The organism is Pseudoalteromonas sp. D15MCD-2 (assembly GCF_038562745.1).
Lineage (GTDB): Bacteria > Pseudomonadota > Gammaproteobacteria > Enterobacterales > Alteromonadaceae > Pseudoalteromonas.
In genome coordinates this window covers 2,095,601-2,113,101 of the sequence record NZ_JBCFQE010000001.1, presented here as the reverse complement: position 1 = coordinate 2,113,101, position 17,501 = coordinate 2,095,601, and the positions used below count along the sequence as shown (strand labels likewise).

Genomic DNA, 17,501 nt, shown 5'->3' with positions numbered 1-17,501 from the left:
ATGTTTAACCAGATAAAAACAGCATGTTTTATTGTATTACTGGGCTTTCATGGCATTGCCAGTGCTGCACTAGAAATTGTGATCACCGATGGTATTGACGGTGCACGTCCAATTGCGATTGTACCTTTCCAGTACAATGGTGTAGGAACTATCCCTGAAAAATTAAGCTCAGTGATTGCAGCTGACTTAATGCGTAGTGGTAAGTTTAAGCCAATTGACGTGAACACAATGCCGCAGCTTCCAGCTACTGACACCGACGTTGATTACGGCGCTTGGGTTAATAAAGGCGTTGAAGCGGTTCTTGTAGGCCAAGTAGAGCAGCAAACAAATGGCCGTTACTTAGTTAAGTATGAGCTTATTGATGTTATTCGTGGTCAAATTACCGGTGGCGAAACGCAAATGATGAGCAATGGCCAATTAGTTAAAAGCCAAGATCACATTTTAGACGCGCGTGAAAGCGTAATTGCTGAAACAGGTTTTCGCCGTTACGCGCACCGCATTAGTGATGTAGTTTACGAAGCGCTTACGGGTGAAAAAGGTGCATTCTTAACGAAGATTGCTTATGTGATTGTTCGCGAAGAAGAGCCTAAGCCATACCAGCTTGTAGTTGCTGATTACGATGGTTTTAATGAGCAAGTGTTACTTCGCTCTAAAGAGCCATTAATGTCACCAGCGTGGTCACCTGACGGTACTAAGCTTGCGTACGTAACATTTGAGAATCGTCAAAGCCAAATTTATATTCAAGATTTATACACAGGTAAACGTGAGCTGATCACAAGTCACCCTGGTATTAATGGTGCACCGCAATTCTCGCCTGATGGTAAAAAGTTATTATTAGTGCTTTCTAAAGACCGAAATGGTGCAACAGAAGTATATGTTTTAGACCTTGCAACTCGTAAAGAAAGACGCCTTACAAACCACCGTAGTATAGATACTGAACCATCTTGGTTCCCTAATGGGCAAGATATTGTGTTTACGTCTGAAAGGGGTGGTAATGCCCAGATTTATAAGTTAAATTTGCAAACTGGTAGGTCAAAACGCATGACGTTTGACGGAGATATGAACCTAGCAGGTTCGGTTTCTCCAGACGGAAAAGAATTAGTGATGGTGAACCGTACCAACGGTCAATACCATCTTGCTAAGAAAGAGCTAGCTACAGGCGCGTTCCAAGTATTAACTAGAACTCGCTTAGATGAATCACCGAGTATCGCTCCAAACGGCTCGATGATTATCTACAGCACGCTTCATAATAATAAACAGGTGTTGGCGTTAGTTTCTATGGACGGTCGCTTTAAAGCACGCTTACCTGTGCTAAACGGACAAGTAAAGGCACCAGCTTGGTCGCCTTATTTACAGTAATTTTACTGGTTTACTCAATATAGGAATCAATTAAATGCAACTTAATAAAACTTTAAAAGGCCTGCTAATTGCTGTGCCAGTGATGACATTAGCGGCGTGTAGCTCTTCTTCAGGTGTTGACGAAGGTGCTGCAAACCAATCTAACCAAGGTATGGTTGAGCAATCAAACAACACTGATACTGTTGAAGTTGCAACGCTTACTCCAGAGCAACAAGCTGAAGAAGCACTTCGTGAAAAATACGAAGCGTTACGTCAAGAGCAAATCATTTACTTTGGTTTTGATAACGCAAAAATCCAAAGCAAATATGCTGAACTATTACAAGCACACGCTGAGTTCTTAGTACAAAACCCTTCAGTTAAAGTTCTAATCGAAGGTCACGCAGATGAGCGCGGTACGCCTGAGTACAACATCGCACTAGGTGAGCACCGTGGTCAAGCAGTAGAAAAATACCTACAAAGTTTAGGTGTTTCTGCTAGCCAAATGTCAGTAGTGAGCTATGGTGAAGAGAAGCCAATGGTTAAGTCTCGCACTGAAGAAGCGTTCGCGAAGAACCGTCGCGCAGTATTAGTTTACTAATAAAGAGTCATTATGAAGCCGAAAATTATTTTGGCAGCAATGATCTTAAGCGGGAGCACCCAGTTATGGGCTGCTCCCGCTCCTGTTTCAGAAGCTGCAAGCTCGCAATCGAGCATTGAGAAGCGTTTAGTCGCTTTAGAAAACATGATGAAGTCACGTAATTTATTGCAAGCTGAGCTTCAGCAGCAGCTTAATATTTTACAAGACGAAGTGAGCCAAGTACGTGGTATTACTGAAGAGCAAAGCTATAAGCTTGAAAAAGTATTACAACGTCAGCGTGAGCTTTATCAAGAGATTGAGAACCGTGTAAGCCAAGCTTATAGCCAGCCTGCTGCAACACAAACTCAACCTACTAACACTTATACGGATGTGGGTGCATCACAGGCAATCAGTTCAGACTTATCTGAAAACGAAGCCTATGAGCGTGCTGTAGCGTTAATCATGAAAGATAAACGTTATGAGCAAGCAATTCCTGAGTTCCAAACATTCTTAACTACTTACCCTAATTCAGTGTATGCATCTAATGCGCATTATTGGTTAGGTCAGCTGTTAACTATTCAAAACGATCAAGCTGGTGCAACTGAGCACTTTAAAGTTGTTGTGAATGAATACCCTAATTCTAATAAGCGCCCAGATGCGATGTTAAAGTTAGGAAACTTATTAGCGGATCAAGGTTTAGGCGAGCAAGCCCTTAAAACCTTTAATGATTTAATTAATCAGTACCCAAGTACTACCGCTGCTAAATTAGCCACAGAACGTCTGTCGCAAATGTAGATTTGACCTGATTAGACTGCTTTTTGACATAAGCGGTCTAAAATTAGGCAACTAGACATAAAAACTTAAAAAAAGAGATATTTTCTGTTGCACTCAGCATTTAAATAAGTATTATAAGCGCCCGCAGCAGGCGATTGGTAACAACAGCCAAAATGCGGAAAAAGAGCGGGTCATTAGCTCAGTTGGTAGAGCAGTGGACTTTTAATCCATTGGTCGATGGTTCAAGTCCATCATGACCCACCATTCTCTTAGAATGGTAATCTTTAATCGACGGATTTACGTATAGCTTTTATAAGCAATTAGAGCGGGTCATTAGCTCAGTTGGTAGAGCAGTGGACTTTTAATCCATTGGTCGATGGTTCAAGTCCATCATGACCCACCATTCTTTGAATGGTTCTATATCGGCGGATTTACGCAGCTTATTATAAGCATCAGAGCGGGTCATTAGCTCAGTTGGTAGAGCAGTGGACTTTTAATCCATTGGTCGATGGTTCAAGTCCATCATGACCCACCATTCTTTGAATGGTTCTATATCGGCGGATTTACGCAGCTTATTACAAGCATCAGAGCGGGTCATTAGCTCAGTTGGTAGAGCAGTGGACTTTTAATCCATTGGTCGATGGTTCAAGTCCATCATGACCCACCATTCTTTGAATGGTCTTATATCGGCGGATTTACGTAGCTTATTACAAGCATCAGAGCGGGTCATTAGCTCAGTTGGTAGAGCAGTGGACTTTTAATCCATTGGTCGATGGTTCGAGTCCATCATGACCCACCATTCTTTGAATGGTCTTATATCGGCGGATTTACGTAGCTTATTACAAGCATCAGAGCGGGTCATTAGCTCAGTTGGTAGAGCAGTGGACTTTTAATCCATTGGTCGATGGTTCGAGTCCATCATGACCCACCATTCTTTGAATGGTCTTATATCGACGGATTTACGTGTCTAAATTTCCAGAGCGGGTCATTAGCTCAGTTGGTAGAGCAGTGGACTTTTAATCCATTGGTCGATGGTTCGAGTCCATCATGACCCACCATTCTTTTCGAATGGTCTCATATCGGCGGATTTACGCATCTAAATATCCAGAGCGGGTCATTAGCTCAGTTGGTAGAGCAGTGGACTTTTAATCCATTGGTCGATGGTTCAAGTCCATCATGACCCACCATTCCTGATTTATCTTTTCTTTCTAAGTTATCCTTTATTTATCTTAACAGCTCACAGCAATACTGTTCTTTAGCTTAAGATTCTCGTATAATTCGCGCCATGAATGCACTGTGGACTAAGTGGTCGAGAAATGAGTCTAGCTGAACAAATTATGCCTGAAGATTATATCTTCCCTCCAAAGCCAGCTCCGTTATCAAAAGACGAGCAAGCTGAGTATAAGGCACGTATCAAACAATTATTAAAAGACAAGAACGCGGTTCTTGTTGCCCATTATTACACTGATCCTGAAATTCAAGCACTAGCTGAAGAAACAGGCGGTTGTGTTGCTGACTCGCTAGAAATGGCGCGTTTTGGCGCTAAGCACGACGCAGATGTAATTGTGGTAGCCGGTGTTCGCTTTATGGGCGAAACAGCAAAAATCCTAACGCCAAATAAAACGGTTGTTATGCCAACGCTTGCTGCAACTTGTTCATTAGACGTAGGTTGCCCAATTGAAGAATTCTCAGCGTTTTGTGATCAGCACCCTGATCGCAAGGTAGTAGTGTATGCAAATACATCAACAGCTGTTAAAGCGCGTGCAGATTGGATTGTTACTTCTTCATGTGCCCTAGAAATCGTTGAGCACCTTGATGAGCAAGGCGAAAAAATCATTTGGGGTCCAGATAAACACTTAGGTTCTTACATTCAAAAGAACACAGGTGCAGACATGATCATGTGGAATGGCGCCTGTATCGTTCATGACGAGTTTAAAACCAAAGCACTAAAGGATATGAAAGCCTTACACCCAGATGCGGCTGTATTGGTTCACCCAGAGTCTCCTGCGGAGATTGTAGCCTTAGCTGATGCAGTTGGTTCAACAAGCCAACTAATCAAAGCAGCGCAAACTATGGACAACAAAAAGTTCATCGTAGCAACTGACCGAGGCATTTTCTACAAAATGCAGCAGTTATGCCCAGAGAAAGAATTCTTTGAAGCACCAACAGCAGGTGAAGGCGCAACCTGTAAAAGCTGCGCACATTGCCCGTGGATGGCAATGAATGGCTTAAAAGCGATTGAAGAAGCACTGACAGACCCAGAAGGTAAAGAAGTGTTTGTTGATATGGACTTGCGCGAAGGCGCATTAAAGTCGCTTAACCGTATGTTAGATTTTTCAGCAACGCTTCAACGCTAAGAACGAATTGACTATACAAAAGGCAAGGTGTTTACCTTGCCTTTTTTGTTTGATTACTAATCACTTAACTGCACTATTTTAAAAAGCCCTTGCGTCTGTAGGGTTGTTTTCATACTATAACGCCGCGCTAAACTCTAAGCGCCTTAGGTGACGTGTCCGAGTGGCTGAAGGAGCACGCCTGGAAAGTGTGTATACGGCAACGTATCGAGAGTTCGAATCTCTCCGTCACCGCCATTTCTAATCTTATAAGCTAACTTTAGTCATTTACAAATACTTTTAAATCGCATTTTAGCTTGTCTAATTATCTAAGCTGTTATTTCTTTCACACTCTTTCCAAAAAGACTGTCCTAATACTCTATTTATTTCTTCTACTGAAGTGAGGCCTTTTGAAAGTGCTTCTAAGGCTACTTTATATAAAGATCTCGCTCCGCATTTAGCTGCAATCTCTCTTAACTTACTGGTACTTTCTCCAGCACGAATTGCATCGGCTAGTTGATAATCAATAGTGATTATTTCGAACAGAGGAATACGTCCTTTGTAACCAGACTGATCGCAGTCATCGCAACCTGATGGCGACATAATATTTATATCAGGAAAGATGCTTTTAAAACGTTTACCATAGGTATCTGTGGACAACGGGCCACTTAGGTTACAACTAGGGCATAGTTTTCTAATTAATCGCTGCGCTGCAACACCTTTTAAGGAGTCTGCAATAATAGGACGTGACACACCTAAACCTATTAACCTTGAAATAGTCGTAATTGCATCACTAGTATGTAAGGTGGTCATCACAAAATGCCCAGTTATTGCAGCGCGAAAGGTCATTTCTGCCGTTTCTTCATCGCGAACTTCACCCATTAATATTACATCGGGATCTTGTCTTAAAATGCTTCTGAGGGCGCTGGAGAAGGTGAGGTTCTGATGTGGGTTAATATTAACCTGGGCAATACCTTCAATCTCATATTCAATTGGGTCTTCAACGGTGACAAGGCATTTTTCCGGAGTGTTTAATTCTTTTAGAGCAGCATAAAGCGTACTTGTCTTTCCTGACCCAGTAGGGCCTGTTATTACAAAGATACCTTCGCTACTTTGCAGTAAGTTTTTAAATGTATTGAGCTCTTGCTGTTGTAAACCAATATCATCTAACTTATTTACAACAGATTTAATCAGTAGACGGATGACTACTTTTTCTCCCCCTTTAACTGGTAGTGTCGATACCCGTAGATCCACATCCTGACCTTTGAGCTCTAAACTAGCACTTCCATCTTGTGGAACCATTTTTTTTGCTAAGTTAAGGCCAGATAATGCTTTTATTCTTTGTACTATTGGAATAAAAACTTGTGCTGGTAATTCTGATATGACCCTTAACATGCCATCTATTCTGTAACGAATTATGCCGCCATTATTAAAGGGTTCAATGTGAATATCACTGGCTTTGAATATAAACGCTTCTAACAGCATTTCGGATACAATTTTAACTATGGCTGAGTTCGAAGAGTCGGGCTCATTTTGTTTTGTTCGTGTGTTGAGTTGGTTTGATTTTATAATAATGTCATTTTCAGATAGCATTTGCTCCTGATAAAACATTTCCGTCCATTTTGCTATGAGCTCGGGTGATGCCAATACCGACTTAACATGAAGGGTCGTTAAAAATTCAACCATTGATTCCATATCAGTATCAAATGGGTGAGGGGAAGCTACTGTTAATAAGCCATTTGTAAAGCCTAAAGGAAAAATTCCATACTCTCTAGCTACTTTAAGAGAAACATAATTAAGCAATTCTTCTGACATATCATCAGGAAGTTTTGCTACATCTAACTGGTAACTTTTTGCAATCATTGCTGTTAACACTTTGCTGTCGACTTGCAAAATTGCCTCTGCACTTTTCCATGCTGAAATGGCTGACTCACCGTTATACATTTCTTCAATATTAATATTGCTGTTAGTCGATTTTTCAATGCAAAATCGTTTTAGCCAGTTAAAAGTGGCATTACTTCTGTGTACCTCATTTTTATCAATCATACTCATTCCATATATATTTTGTCGTCTTTGGCATCAAACGTGATTGTTGAATCACCATGTGGAATGGTTAAGCGAAAATGTTCATTGGTAATTTTTTCATAAGTTACATCCATGACAGATGCGATAGGGCTTGGTAAATCGTCTGGCAGTTCTCCGTAAGTTGTGCGGTAATGTTCAACATCTTCTGCAATCATTAATAATGCCACTGAGCTGCCTGTTTGATAATCTCTGTCGTAATTTACAGGGTGGGTTTCATGGCCAATTAGTAGAGTTTTTGCTAACAAAAATCCAAAAGCAATATATGCGGCATAAGGAAGCCAGCTAGGTAATACAATGGAAGCTCTATTTTTATTTCGTTGATTATTTTGCGTTTCATCCATCGCTTCCGCGATACTTTCTTGCCATCGTTTATTGGTTGAAATCATTTTTATCTTCCTAATTTTTTAATCATGATGCCCATGCTGTTGGCCTATATGTTGATCTGGATGTTTTACCCAGCCAGGAGGCCAATTCAAGTTAGAACCAGCATTGCTTCGACTGCCCGATCCTGAATCACCATTGGTACTAGTTTCTGTACTTGTACTCGTTTGGCTACCTGTGTTGCTATCTCCACTATTTCTATCTGGAGGTTGGGTGTTACCTGTGTTACTTGCGTCAGGAAGTTGAGTATTACCTGTATTGCTAGCATCAGGTTGCTGATTAGTCCCTGCATCAGTTAATTTTGGTGGTTGATTTATTTTGGGAGGGTTTGTATTTGTTTCTGAAGGTATTAAATTGGTTTGGTGAGTCTCATAAGGTGTTGCTAATGCAATAATCATCATATTAGGAGTCACAAAAGAATGTTTTAACTCAGTTACATGATCCAAGGCATTGAGTACATTCAATCCGTTTTGACTATTTGCTTTTAAAAATAAAACAGGAAAAGCCTCATGACCAGTAAAATTAAAAAAACCAGAGTGATTAACTAACTGAGCTGAAAATTGAATACCAAACTCTTCTGAAAATTGATTGGCAAGCCCAGGTAAATAGCTTGGGGCTTGACCAAAGCTTGAACTCGAAAGCTGATTTGGCTTTGCTACTGCATCAGGTGAAGTTGCAATAACATCCTGATAAGCAAGGCCAATAGAGTGGATTCTATATAATAAGGTGGCTGCCTTAGATTCATTTACATAGCCTTGATAATTAGGCAAGGCGATTAAGGATAAGATCCCTATAATTGAGATGGCTACCATAAGCTCAACTAATGTGAACCCTTTACTTTTAAAAGAGTTGAGCTTTATCAAAATCGTTGATTTCATTAATACAATTCACTATTTAAGTAATATCTTCTTAAATATAGACAAACTTATAGTTTTTTCATCTTAGTAGTATTTTTATTTTTTATAACTTAAGGCGGGTTAATCAAGTGATTTCAATACTCTATAATTTATTTAGTTGAAGCTTAGCAGAGGCGTTTTCTAAACTATCCGAAAACTTAGACAAATTTCAATGTGAAGCAAAATTCTCGGATAAAATAGAGTACTTATACGCTTTTCTTAACCCACCTTAGCAAAGTGTTTTTCAAGATTACATTTAGCGCGCATGGCAATGTGGCTACTGACCTTTCTGGCAAGTTCTATTACTAATAATTCAAGTTGTTCACGGCTATAACCAAGTAATACACAGCGTTTAAGTTGCTCGCTAACTAAGCTGCTGGCATCGTCTAGCGCAAATAAAGCGCCTAAAGAGGCAAGCTCAAATACCCTGTTATTTTGCTGCTCAATGCCAAATGGCAGCTGGCCAAATGTGAGCGCGGTTTTTAGTTGCTGCTCTGTGCGTTTGATAAGCAACGTATGTGAACCTTTAATATCATCAAGGGACTTTAAAACCTCTAGTGATAGCAATGCTTTTGGCACCCCAGAATACACACTGATATGCGGTAAAGTATCACACAACTCTTGCATTGAAACGCCATCATTCAATGCATGCTGACATGCTCGTTTTAACAAGGGCTTGTCATGAACGGTGACCAAAGCAGCGATCGCGACAAACACAAATAAATCCGTGTTGTTATGGTTCATAATTTCTCTTTTGATTTTAGGTATTGAATGTATTGAGGTTTTGTAGCTTTGGCTGATTGCAAAGAGCATGCAATCGAAAAATTGAAAATACATTATGGTTGATGATGGCGATTTCTGCTTGCCATAAATGATTTAATTTTTGCCTAAAATAACGAACTGTTACCTAAAATGGTCCTAACCTCAAATTACGGTGATACACTTAATTGAGTATTTCTTAGAGGTAATCTAAATGCGTCAGGCATTAATAGAAGCGGTTAAAGCGATAGCGATCGCAGACGGTAATTTTGAAACGGCGATTCCTGAGTTATTGGTGTTCAGACGAAGCGAAGTTTCTTTACCGATGGCCTGCGTGTATGAGTTAGGTCTGGGTATTAGCTTGCAAGGTGCAAAGCGAGTTGTGTTGGGTGAACATAGTTATGATTACACTGACGGCCAATCATTGGTGACCTCAGTCGATGTGCCTGTAGCTTCACAAATAACGCGAGCTAGTAAAGATCTGCCATTTTACGGCATTTACTTACGCTTAGATGCCCATGAAATCAGCCATATTGTTGCTGAAATGGAGTTTGCTGGGCAAGACAAGTTCCCTAAGCACCAAGCTATGTCGGTGGTTGATACTGACAATGGCCTGCTTGATGCTTTACTTAGGCTTATTCAACTCGACAAAGAGCCTCAATTAAAAGCTAACCTTGCGCCACTTATTAAAAAAGAAATTATATTGCGCCTGTTAAATAGTCCGCACAGCCCTTATTTAAGGCAAATTGTGATGTCTGGCTCTGCCCATCAAAAAATAGCCAAGATCTTATGTTGGTTAAAAGAAAACTACACGAGTCAATTTTCAATTGATGATTTAGCCCGTGATGCGCACATGAGTCCGTCGACATTCAGGTTACATTTTCGTGATGTGGTAAAGATGAGCCCATTGCAATACGTAAAAAACTTACGGTTGCAGGCGGCAAGGCAATTAATGCTGAATGAGCGAATTGATGTGGGCTCTGCGGCTTTAAAAGTGGGTTACGAAAGCCCATCGCAGTTTAGCCGCGAGTACACACGCTTTTTTGGCAAGCCACCGATAAAAGATATTTCGGCACTTCGGTTACAACAAATCGCATAAAAAAGGGAGCGCTTGGCTCCCTTGTACTTAAAATCGTCTTTTTGGCATTCTTAGTTGTGAGTCAAACTCATCGGGGAATAAAATGGTGCCGTCGTCTTGGTCTGTTGGGAATACAGCAATGAGTAAGTCATCTTGCTCAAGGCCGGGTGTCCAGCGACTTAACCAGTCTTTTACAGGGATGGCTTTTGGCGTGCAGTCTTGCCATTCACCGGTTGCCCAGCTTTGGGCAAATTCACGGCTAGGCCACACAGGCACGCAGTCGTCGTCTTCGTTTGAGAGCATGACGCAGCCATGTTCATCATTGAGGATCCACACTTGTTTAAACTCTTGAACCGTTTCAAACATATAAGCGAGTCGTTTCTTAGCGCCTAAGGCGAGTACAGCATCAAATTCAGTTTCAACACGTTTAGCAGTTGCATTATTCATGACAGGCTCACTCTTTTAGTTATACACAGCTACACCTTAATCATAAGGTGATAAATTAATATGACAAGTAAAGTTAATAGCTAAATTAATTTACTAATGCGGCAAATAGATCGTCAGCAAGTTGTTGCAGAGATTTAGGGTCTTGATTTGTCAGCGCATAGGTACGAATACCGTATATGCCCATGACTAAAAAGCGCGCCAACTGTTGAGCTGACTTGCTACTTACAAATTCGTTGTTATTTAGCGCTTTTTGAAGTTGTTCGGCGAGGGCATGCTCATAAGCGTTTAAGTTACCACGCAGTACAGTGCAAATTTGTGGGTCGTTGCCTTCAACCTCAGAAATACTCTTTGTAAGCAAGCACACTTTAGCTACTTCACCTTCAATACATTCATCAACAATCACAGTTAAGTAATGTTTGAGGGTCGATAAAATTGATTGTTGGTCATTAAAAAGGGCAGTAAATTGTTGGTTTCTATCTTTTTGATATTGCTCGGTGGCGGCTAAAAATAAGCCTTTTTTGTTGCCATAAGCCGCGTAAATAGAACCCGGGTGAAGGTGAGTTACTTCTTTTAACTTTTGCATACTTGTCTTCGCATAGCCATATTGCATAAAAGCATGCATGGCTTGGCGAAGTACAAATTCAGTATCAAATTCAGCAGTTCTCATTAAAGCTCCTCACGGTATATAATACCAATCCGCAATAATACTTAGTCATTTTGAGGGATTAAACCTGTCGCTACCCGCGTTAAAAATTTCTGATTTAGAACAACTAAATAACGAAATTTTTGCCTTGATATCAACGAGGTTTTCTTGCCTCAAAATAGACCACTTAATTAAGCGAATTGGTATAAACGAAGTTTACGTAATCTTGAACGATTATTCAAAATAAACCTTGAAGTGTGTATGTTTCGCCCTTATCTTGAATGTATGTTCAAGATAAGGATAAAACCATGACAACCGATTTACTTTCTCCGTTTAAATTAAACGACAGCATAGAGCTGCAAAACCGTGTACTAATGGCACCACTTACGCGCTGTATGAGCGACGATAACCTCGTACCTACACAAGCAATGGTTGATTATTATGCACGCCGTGCTGATACTGGCTTAATTATTAGCGAAGCAACGATTATCCGCCCAGATGCCCAAGGTTATCCAAATACGCCGGGTTTATTTACTAGTGAACAAATACAAGGTTGGAAGAAAGTGACCGATGCTGTGCACGCTAAAGGCGGCAAAATGTTTGCTCAGCTTTGGCATGTTGGTCGTGTTGCTCATCCTCACTTTTTTGGTGGTGATGTACTGGCACCATCAGCAATTGGTATTGAAGGTTCGGTACCAAGAATGCGTGAGTTAACTTACGTTACTCCAAAAGCGGCAACCATCGAAGACATCCAAGGTTTGATTGCTGACTACGCAAAAGCGGCGGAAAACGCTATTGAAGCGGGTTTTGACGGGGTTGAAATTCATGGTGCGAATGGTTACTTAATTGATCAATTCTTACACTTTGCTGCAAACCAACGTGAAGACCAATACGGTCAAACACCAGAAAACATGTCGCGTTTTGCTCTTGAAGTCGTTGATGCAGTAGTGGCAGCAATTGGTGCAAATAAAACTGCATTACGTTTATCGCCAGGCGCGTATTTTAATATGACCGAAAGTGACGGTGATAAGGCGGTATTTGATTATCTATTACCAGCCCTTGAAACACGTAACCTTGCGTACTTACATGTTGGTATTTTTGATGACAGCATGCGCTTTGCAAGCTTAGGTGATAAGTCAGCGTCTGAATATATGCGCGGTGCGTACAAAGGTACCTTAGTCGGGGTAGGTAGCTATAGCTTTGAGTCAGCTAATCAAGCTATCGATAACAACCAATTTGACTTAATTGCGATTGGTCGCCCATTCATTGCGAACCCAGATTACATCAGTAAAGTTAAAAATGGTGAAGCGTTAACACCATACAGCGACGAAATGCTGGCTGAACTGATTTAAGCAAACCTAATAATATTGTCCAACCAACAAGCGCTCAGTTAATTTAACTGGGCGTTTTTTCTAATACTTTCTTATTTATTAAACAGTTAAGTCTTAAATCTGCCATGAAAATGCATTAATTGTTTAATTATTGTGTCAAAAATTTTGACCCTAAATGTCATACGCGCTCTGCATACTGTGCCCGCTTTTAAATACGTAACCTTGGAAAAACAATGAGCACAGTAACTAAAAAAACAAAGCTAAGCCTTGTAGTCGCAACGCTTTTAGCAACATCGGCAAATGCAAACACGAATAACGAAATTGAAGAAATTACCGTTGTTGCAAAGCCAACCAGTTATGCAAATAACGTTATTGAACCTGCCATGCTTGAGCAACAAAGTTCAGTATCAAGCGTGTTAGCCGTGATTGATAACCTACCGGGTATTAGCATCAACGAAGGTGATGCATTTGGTGGTGACGATTGGTCAACCACCATTACTATGCGTGGCTTTAGTATTGATGGTAATCAACAGCAATTAGGTATGACGATTGATGGTATTCCTAATGGTGGTTCTAACTATGGTGGCGGTGCAAAAGCAAACCGTTACTTAGACAGCGAAAACTTAGCAACGGTTGAAGTAGGGCAAGGTACTTCTGATATTGCCTCTGCATCACTCGAAGCATTAGGCGGTACTTTCAATTTTGTGAGTGCACAACCGAGTACCGAGCAAAGCACTACGTTTGCTTATACAACGGGCGATCATAATGCTAGCCGCTACTTTGTGAAGCACGAAACCGGCACTGTGTTTGATAACACGCAAGCCTATATCAGCTATTCGCAAACAGATACCAGCCGCTGGATTGGTGATGGCAGCAATGGTGGTAAAGACAATCAGCACATTGAAGCGAAGTTTGTATCAGACTTTAGTGACTTAACTGTAACGGGTCGTGTTTCGTATGATGATGTTCACGAAATTAACTATAACAGCATTAGCATTAGTGAGTTTGAACAAAACCCTGATTGGGATCGTTTAACTTGGAATTGGACTGGCGTGCCGCATTTTGATCAAATGTTTGCTGAGGGCTGGGGTACACTGCGTGAAAATACTCTTGCGTATGTAAAGTTTGATTACGCGTTAGTGCCACTTCAAACTTAAGCTTGTCGCCGTATTACCATAAAAACTCGGGTCGTGGCGATTGGATCCCGCCTTATTTAACGTCACCTGTTGATGGCGATGGCAACCCAACAACAATTGGCGGCGAAAATGCTGGTAGCTACGGCTTCACCGACAGCGACGGTAACCCACTTGCACCTGCTGCAGGTTGTACGGCAAGTTTAGAGTGGCCATGGTCATCTGGCCCTGGCTTAAACCCTGCCTGTTACCCAGATGATGCTATTCCTGTTATGTCGTATCGTCATACTCACTATAAAAAAGACCGCTTAGGTATGACCGGTGAGTACCAAGTAACTCTTGGTAATCATGATATTGAAGCTGGTTTTTGGTTTGAACAAACAGACCGTGATGAGTCACGTGACTGGCATAAAGTTATTGATGCCCGTATTTATCATCACTTTGACCATACGCCGTATTGGACACAGTATAAAAACACCTTCGAAACAGATACATTCAAGTGGTACGTACAAGACTCAATCAGTTTAGGTGATTTCACGCTTAATTTAGGTGCTAAACAGTACCTTGTTGAGCTTCAGCGTTATAATCATTTTGAAGATGAATACTCAGATAAAATCGACAGTGATTCAGACGTACTTTTCAGCGGTGGTGTGCTGTATCAGCTATCTGCAAGCACAGAGCTATTCACCAGCTACAGCGAAAACTTTGCGGCAATTAAAGATGGTGTACTTGAACGTGATTCATCAACACTGACCGAAATTGAACCTGAAACAGCTGAAAACATCGACCTAGGTGTGCGTTACAGTGATGACCGTTTACGTTTAACGGCAACCGCTTACAGCATCGAATTTGATAACCGTATTACCTTTATTGCTCCGGGCAGTGATACCGATGGTATTGATTACACCATTGGCACGAACGGTTCTTACATCAACGTTGGTGGTATTGAGTCAACGGGTGTGGAGCTATCAGCAAGCTATATGCTGACTGACAAATGGAATCTTTACACATCGTATACCTACAATAACTCTGAGTATCAATCGAACGATCCAAGTGCTTACAACAGCGATGGTGAGCTACTTGAGGATGCATCAGCCAGCTTTAAAGCGGGTGATGAAGTGATTGACTCAGCACAAGATTTATTTGTGGTATCGGCAGACTACTACAGTGGTGATTTCCGCTTTGGTTTATCGGCTAAATACACAGGTGAGCGTTTAGGTGCATGGACTGATGAGCAAACCCGTTCGCGTAATGAGGTTGATGGTTACACCTTGGTTGATTTAAACATTGGGTATAACACCAGCCTTGATTCAGGCGTGTTTAAATCAATCGACCTTGCATTTGTGGTGAATAACCTGTTTGATAAATCATATCTCGCAGGTGGCACAGGTAATGGTTCAACCTACTTTATTGGTGCACCACGTACCGCAGCTTTAACACTGACAGCGCAGTTTTAAGTAATAAGCTAACGTTTAAACAGCCCATCTTTGATGGGCTTTTTTGCAGGTGAAATATGAAAAAATTAATTTTAGCCACGGTGGTGGTAGCGGCATCACTATTAAGCTTAAACAGTAAAGCTGCCGACAATGTTGTGCTCGTTACTCTTGATGGGCTTCGCTGGCAAGAAGTGTTCTCTGGTGCAGATAAAAACCTAATCGATAACACTGATTTTGTTGCAGATACAGATGAACTAAAGGCGCTTTTTTGGCGAGATGACCAAGCACAGCGAACTCAAGCGTTAATGCCATTTTTTAGTGAAACACTGGCAAAGCAGGGCGTTTTGATTGGCGATAGAACTCAAGGCTCATTGATGTCGGTAAGCAACCCGTGGTATTTCTCATACCCAGGTTACAGTGAAATTTTAACTGGCATAGTAGATGAGAATATCGATAGCAACGATAAAGTGCCTAACCCCAATAAAACCATTTTAGAGAGTTTAAATTCTCAGCCAGAGTTTAAAGGTAAAACCGCGCTTTTTGGTAGCTGGGATGTGTTTTTTTATATTGTAAATCGTGAGCGCAGTGGGGTTTATGTTAATGCTGGCTTTGAATCCTTTGATGCAGTGAACTCAGCCGAAGTGACTCTGCTAAACCAAATGCAAAGCGAGATCCCAAGCCCTTGGCACAATGTGCGCCTCGACAGCTTTACCTACCGATTTGCCAAACAATATTTATTAAATAAACAGCCGCGTTTGCTTGTTATTAGCTTGGGTGAAACCGATGACTTTGCCCATAACGGTAAATACGATGCCTATTTAAAATCGGCTAAACAAAGTGATGCGTTTATTCGTGACCTTTGGCAAACAATTCAACAAACACCGGGCTATAAAGACAACACCACAATGATCATCACGACCGATCATGGCCGTGGCAGTCATGCTGATGATTGGCAACATCATAGTTCTAAGCGTGCTTTAGCACGTTCAGAGCAAGGAAAGCAGCGTTTTCCAAACGGCATTGTTGGCTCTGAGCATATTTGGTTAGCAGCGATTGGCCCAGATATAAAAGCAACAGGCTTAATTAAGCCCAAAAATGAGCTTAAACAATCGCAAGTAGCGGCAACTGTGCTGAATATTTTAGGCGTCAACAGTCAGCAAGTTAACCCGAAGATGGCAGCGCCGATTAAGGAGATTTTAAAATGAGTTTCACTCTTCGTTTGTTTAAAAGCGCCTTATCTGGGTTAATGCTCGTTAGTAGTGTGAGTGCGATTGCCGCGCCAAGTAAAATCTTGTTTGGCTCATGTGGTCATCAAGACAAGGCTATTCCAATTTTTGACGCCATCAACAAAGAGAAAGCCGATTTGTTTATGTTCCTTGGCGACAACATTTATGGAGATACCGAAGATATGTCGGTACTTGCCAATAAATATCAACGTTTAGGGCAAAAGCCGGGCTTTAAAACATTACGTGCGAATACACCGATAATAGCCATGTGGGATGACCATGATTATGGCGAAAATGACGCTGGCAGCGAATACCCAAAAAAACAGCAATCACGAAAAATCATGCTCGACTTTTGGCAAGAGCCAGCAGGTTCTGCTCGCAGGACTCGTGAAGATGGTATTTACACTTCGTACACGTACGGTGAAGGTGAGCAAACAGTAAAGGTCATCATGCCTGATCTTCGTTTTAATCGTGCGCCGTTAAATCATGTATCAGCGATGACCTATCAACTTGAGCGTAAACCGGCAAAACAAGGGCCTTATAGTCCAACAACCGATAAAAACGCCTCTATGCTTGGCGAAAGCCAATGGCAATGGCTCGAACAAGAGCTTAAGTCAGATGAAAAGATAAAAATCATTGCCTCAAGCTTACAGTTATTGGCTGATTTTACAGGCTGGGAGTCATGGGCAAATTATCCGGCTGATCGTGAGCGTTTATTTGCGCTTATTAAAAAACATAAAGTAAATGGTGTGATTATTGTCAGTGGTGATACTCACTGGGGTGAGCTGTCTAAATATCAACAAAACCTAGATTACCCGTTATATGAAATGACCAGCTCTGGGCTTACAGAAAAGTGGAAAGATGTTAGCCCTAATAAACACCGTGTGGGTGATTACACTCATGAAGTTAACTACGGCGACTTAACAATCGATTGGCAAAAAGCAGATCCTACCATTCGTATTGCGCTTAAAGGTATTAAGGGTGATGAGATCATGCACACCGAGTTCGCGTTATCGACGATAAGCCCATACCAGTAAATATTGCCAGCTGCGCATATATTTAAC

At 41.2% G+C, this 17,501-nt stretch carries 14 protein-coding genes, 9 tRNA genes and 1 pseudogene; 18 read left to right on the top strand and 6 right to left on the bottom strand.

The window, feature by feature from the left end; genetic code table 11:
- The 13 genes from tolB to AADY36_RS09560 all read left to right on the top strand — a co-directional run bounded on the left by tolB (position 1) and on the right by AADY36_RS09560 (position 5,280).
- The gene (gene tolB / locus AADY36_RS09620; protein ID WP_054561291.1) at positions 1–1,359 is read left to right on the top strand and encodes a Tol-Pal system beta propeller repeat protein TolB; all 1,359 of its coding nucleotides are present in this window, start codon (positions 1–3) and stop codon (positions 1,357–1,359) included.
- Between the two features lie 34 nt (positions 1,360–1,393).
- Positions 1,394–1,936, top strand: a complete 543-nt coding sequence (gene pal, locus AADY36_RS09615) for a peptidoglycan-associated lipoprotein Pal (RefSeq protein WP_054553016.1) — start codon at positions 1,394–1,396, stop codon at positions 1,934–1,936.
- 12 nt (positions 1,937–1,948) lie between these two features.
- Positions 1,949–2,710 carry a tol-pal system protein YbgF gene (ybgF, locus tag AADY36_RS09610; protein ID WP_054561292.1) on the top strand — a complete coding sequence of 254 codons (762 nt, stop codon included), beginning with the start codon at positions 1,949–1,951 and terminating at the stop codon, positions 2,708–2,710.
- A gap of 167 nt (positions 2,711–2,877) precedes the next feature.
- Positions 2,878–2,953, top strand: a tRNA-Lys gene (locus tag AADY36_RS09605).
- Between the two features lie 63 nt (positions 2,954–3,016).
- A tRNA-Lys gene (locus tag AADY36_RS09600) sits at positions 3,017–3,092 on the top strand.
- A gap of 56 nt (positions 3,093–3,148) precedes the next feature.
- Positions 3,149–3,224 (top strand) — tRNA-Lys (locus AADY36_RS09595).
- 56 nt (positions 3,225–3,280) lie between these two features.
- A tRNA-Lys gene (locus AADY36_RS09590) sits at positions 3,281–3,356 on the top strand.
- A gap of 56 nt (positions 3,357–3,412) precedes the next feature.
- Positions 3,413–3,488, top strand: a tRNA-Lys gene (locus AADY36_RS09585).
- Positions 3,489–3,544: 56 nt separating this feature from the next.
- Positions 3,545–3,620: transfer RNA gene (locus AADY36_RS09580), tRNA-Lys, on the top strand.
- A 51-nt stretch (positions 3,621–3,671) separates the two neighbouring features.
- Positions 3,672–3,747: transfer RNA gene (locus AADY36_RS09575), tRNA-Lys, on the top strand.
- Between the two features lie 53 nt (positions 3,748–3,800).
- Positions 3,801–3,876: transfer RNA gene (locus tag AADY36_RS09570), tRNA-Lys, on the top strand.
- Between the two features lie 129 nt (positions 3,877–4,005).
- Positions 4,006–5,046: a quinolinate synthase NadA gene (nadA, locus tag AADY36_RS09565; RefSeq protein WP_054561293.1), complete on the top strand. Its 1,041-nt coding sequence runs from the start codon at positions 4,006–4,008 to the stop codon at positions 5,044–5,046.
- A 146-nt stretch (positions 5,047–5,192) separates the two neighbouring features.
- Positions 5,193–5,280 (top strand) — tRNA-Ser (locus tag AADY36_RS09560).
- Positions 5,281–5,343: 63 nt separating this feature from the next.
- Here the strand turns inward: AADY36_RS09560 and AADY36_RS09555 are convergent.
- The 4 genes from AADY36_RS09555 to AADY36_RS09540 all read right to left on the bottom strand — a co-directional run bounded on the left by AADY36_RS09555 (position 5,344) and on the right by AADY36_RS09540 (position 9,128).
- On the bottom strand, positions 5,344–7,068 hold the full coding sequence (locus AADY36_RS09555; protein WP_054561294.1) for a GspE/PulE family protein: 1,725 nt from the start codon (positions 7,066–7,068) through the stop codon (positions 5,344–5,346).
- Between the two features lie 2 nt (positions 7,069–7,070).
- Complete coding sequence (locus tag AADY36_RS09550; protein WP_054561295.1) at positions 7,071–7,493, bottom strand: hypothetical protein; 423 nt, start codon at positions 7,491–7,493, stop codon at positions 7,071–7,073.
- 18 nt (positions 7,494–7,511) lie between these two features.
- Complete coding sequence (locus AADY36_RS09545) at positions 7,512–8,366, bottom strand: prepilin-type N-terminal cleavage/methylation domain-containing protein (RefSeq protein WP_054561296.1); 855 nt, start codon at positions 8,364–8,366, stop codon at positions 7,512–7,514.
- A 237-nt stretch (positions 8,367–8,603) separates the two neighbouring features.
- On the bottom strand, positions 8,604–9,128 hold the full coding sequence (locus AADY36_RS09540; protein WP_054561297.1) for a carboxymuconolactone decarboxylase family protein: 525 nt from the start codon (positions 9,126–9,128) through the stop codon (positions 8,604–8,606).
- 229 nt (positions 9,129–9,357) lie between these two features.
- Here AADY36_RS09540 and AADY36_RS09535 point away from each other — a divergent pair, with 229 nt between their 5' ends.
- Entirely contained in the window at positions 9,358–10,242 is an 885-nt protein-coding gene (locus AADY36_RS09535; RefSeq protein ID WP_054561298.1) for an AraC family transcriptional regulator, read from the top strand.
- A 27-nt stretch (positions 10,243–10,269) separates the two neighbouring features.
- On the opposite strand, the gene AADY36_RS09530 is transcribed toward AADY36_RS09535, so the two are convergent.
- A complete protein-coding gene (locus AADY36_RS09530) occupies positions 10,270–10,668 on the bottom strand; it encodes a DUF2750 domain-containing protein (RefSeq protein ID WP_054561299.1) in 399 nt (132 codons plus the stop codon).
- Between the two features lie 85 nt (positions 10,669–10,753).
- The gene (locus AADY36_RS09525) at positions 10,754–11,335 is read right to left on the bottom strand and encodes a TetR/AcrR family transcriptional regulator (protein ID WP_054561300.1); all 582 of its coding nucleotides are present in this window, start codon (positions 11,333–11,335) and stop codon (positions 10,754–10,756) included.
- Between the two features lie 284 nt (positions 11,336–11,619).
- Between AADY36_RS09525 and AADY36_RS09520 the strand changes: the two genes are divergently transcribed.
- The 4 genes and pseudogenes from AADY36_RS09520 to AADY36_RS09505 all read left to right on the top strand — a co-directional run bounded on the left by AADY36_RS09520 (position 11,620) and on the right by AADY36_RS09505 (position 17,474).
- Positions 11,620–12,663, top strand: coding sequence for an alkene reductase (locus tag AADY36_RS09520; protein WP_054561301.1), 1,044 nt, complete (start codon positions 11,620–11,622; stop codon positions 12,661–12,663).
- 212 nt (positions 12,664–12,875) lie between these two features.
- Positions 12,876–15,232 (top strand): annotated as a pseudogene (locus AADY36_RS09515) (TonB-dependent receptor domain-containing protein).
- A 56-nt stretch (positions 15,233–15,288) separates the two neighbouring features.
- A complete protein-coding gene (locus AADY36_RS09510) occupies positions 15,289–16,416 on the top strand; it encodes a sulfatase-like hydrolase/transferase (RefSeq protein WP_054561303.1) in 1,128 nt (375 codons plus the stop codon).
- Positions 16,413–17,474: an alkaline phosphatase D family protein gene (locus tag AADY36_RS09505; protein ID WP_054561304.1), complete on the top strand. Its 1,062-nt coding sequence runs from the start codon at positions 16,413–16,415 to the stop codon at positions 17,472–17,474. Before AADY36_RS09510 ends, AADY36_RS09505 begins: the two co-directional genes overlap by 4 nt.
- Positions 17,475–17,501: the final 27 nt, after the last annotated feature.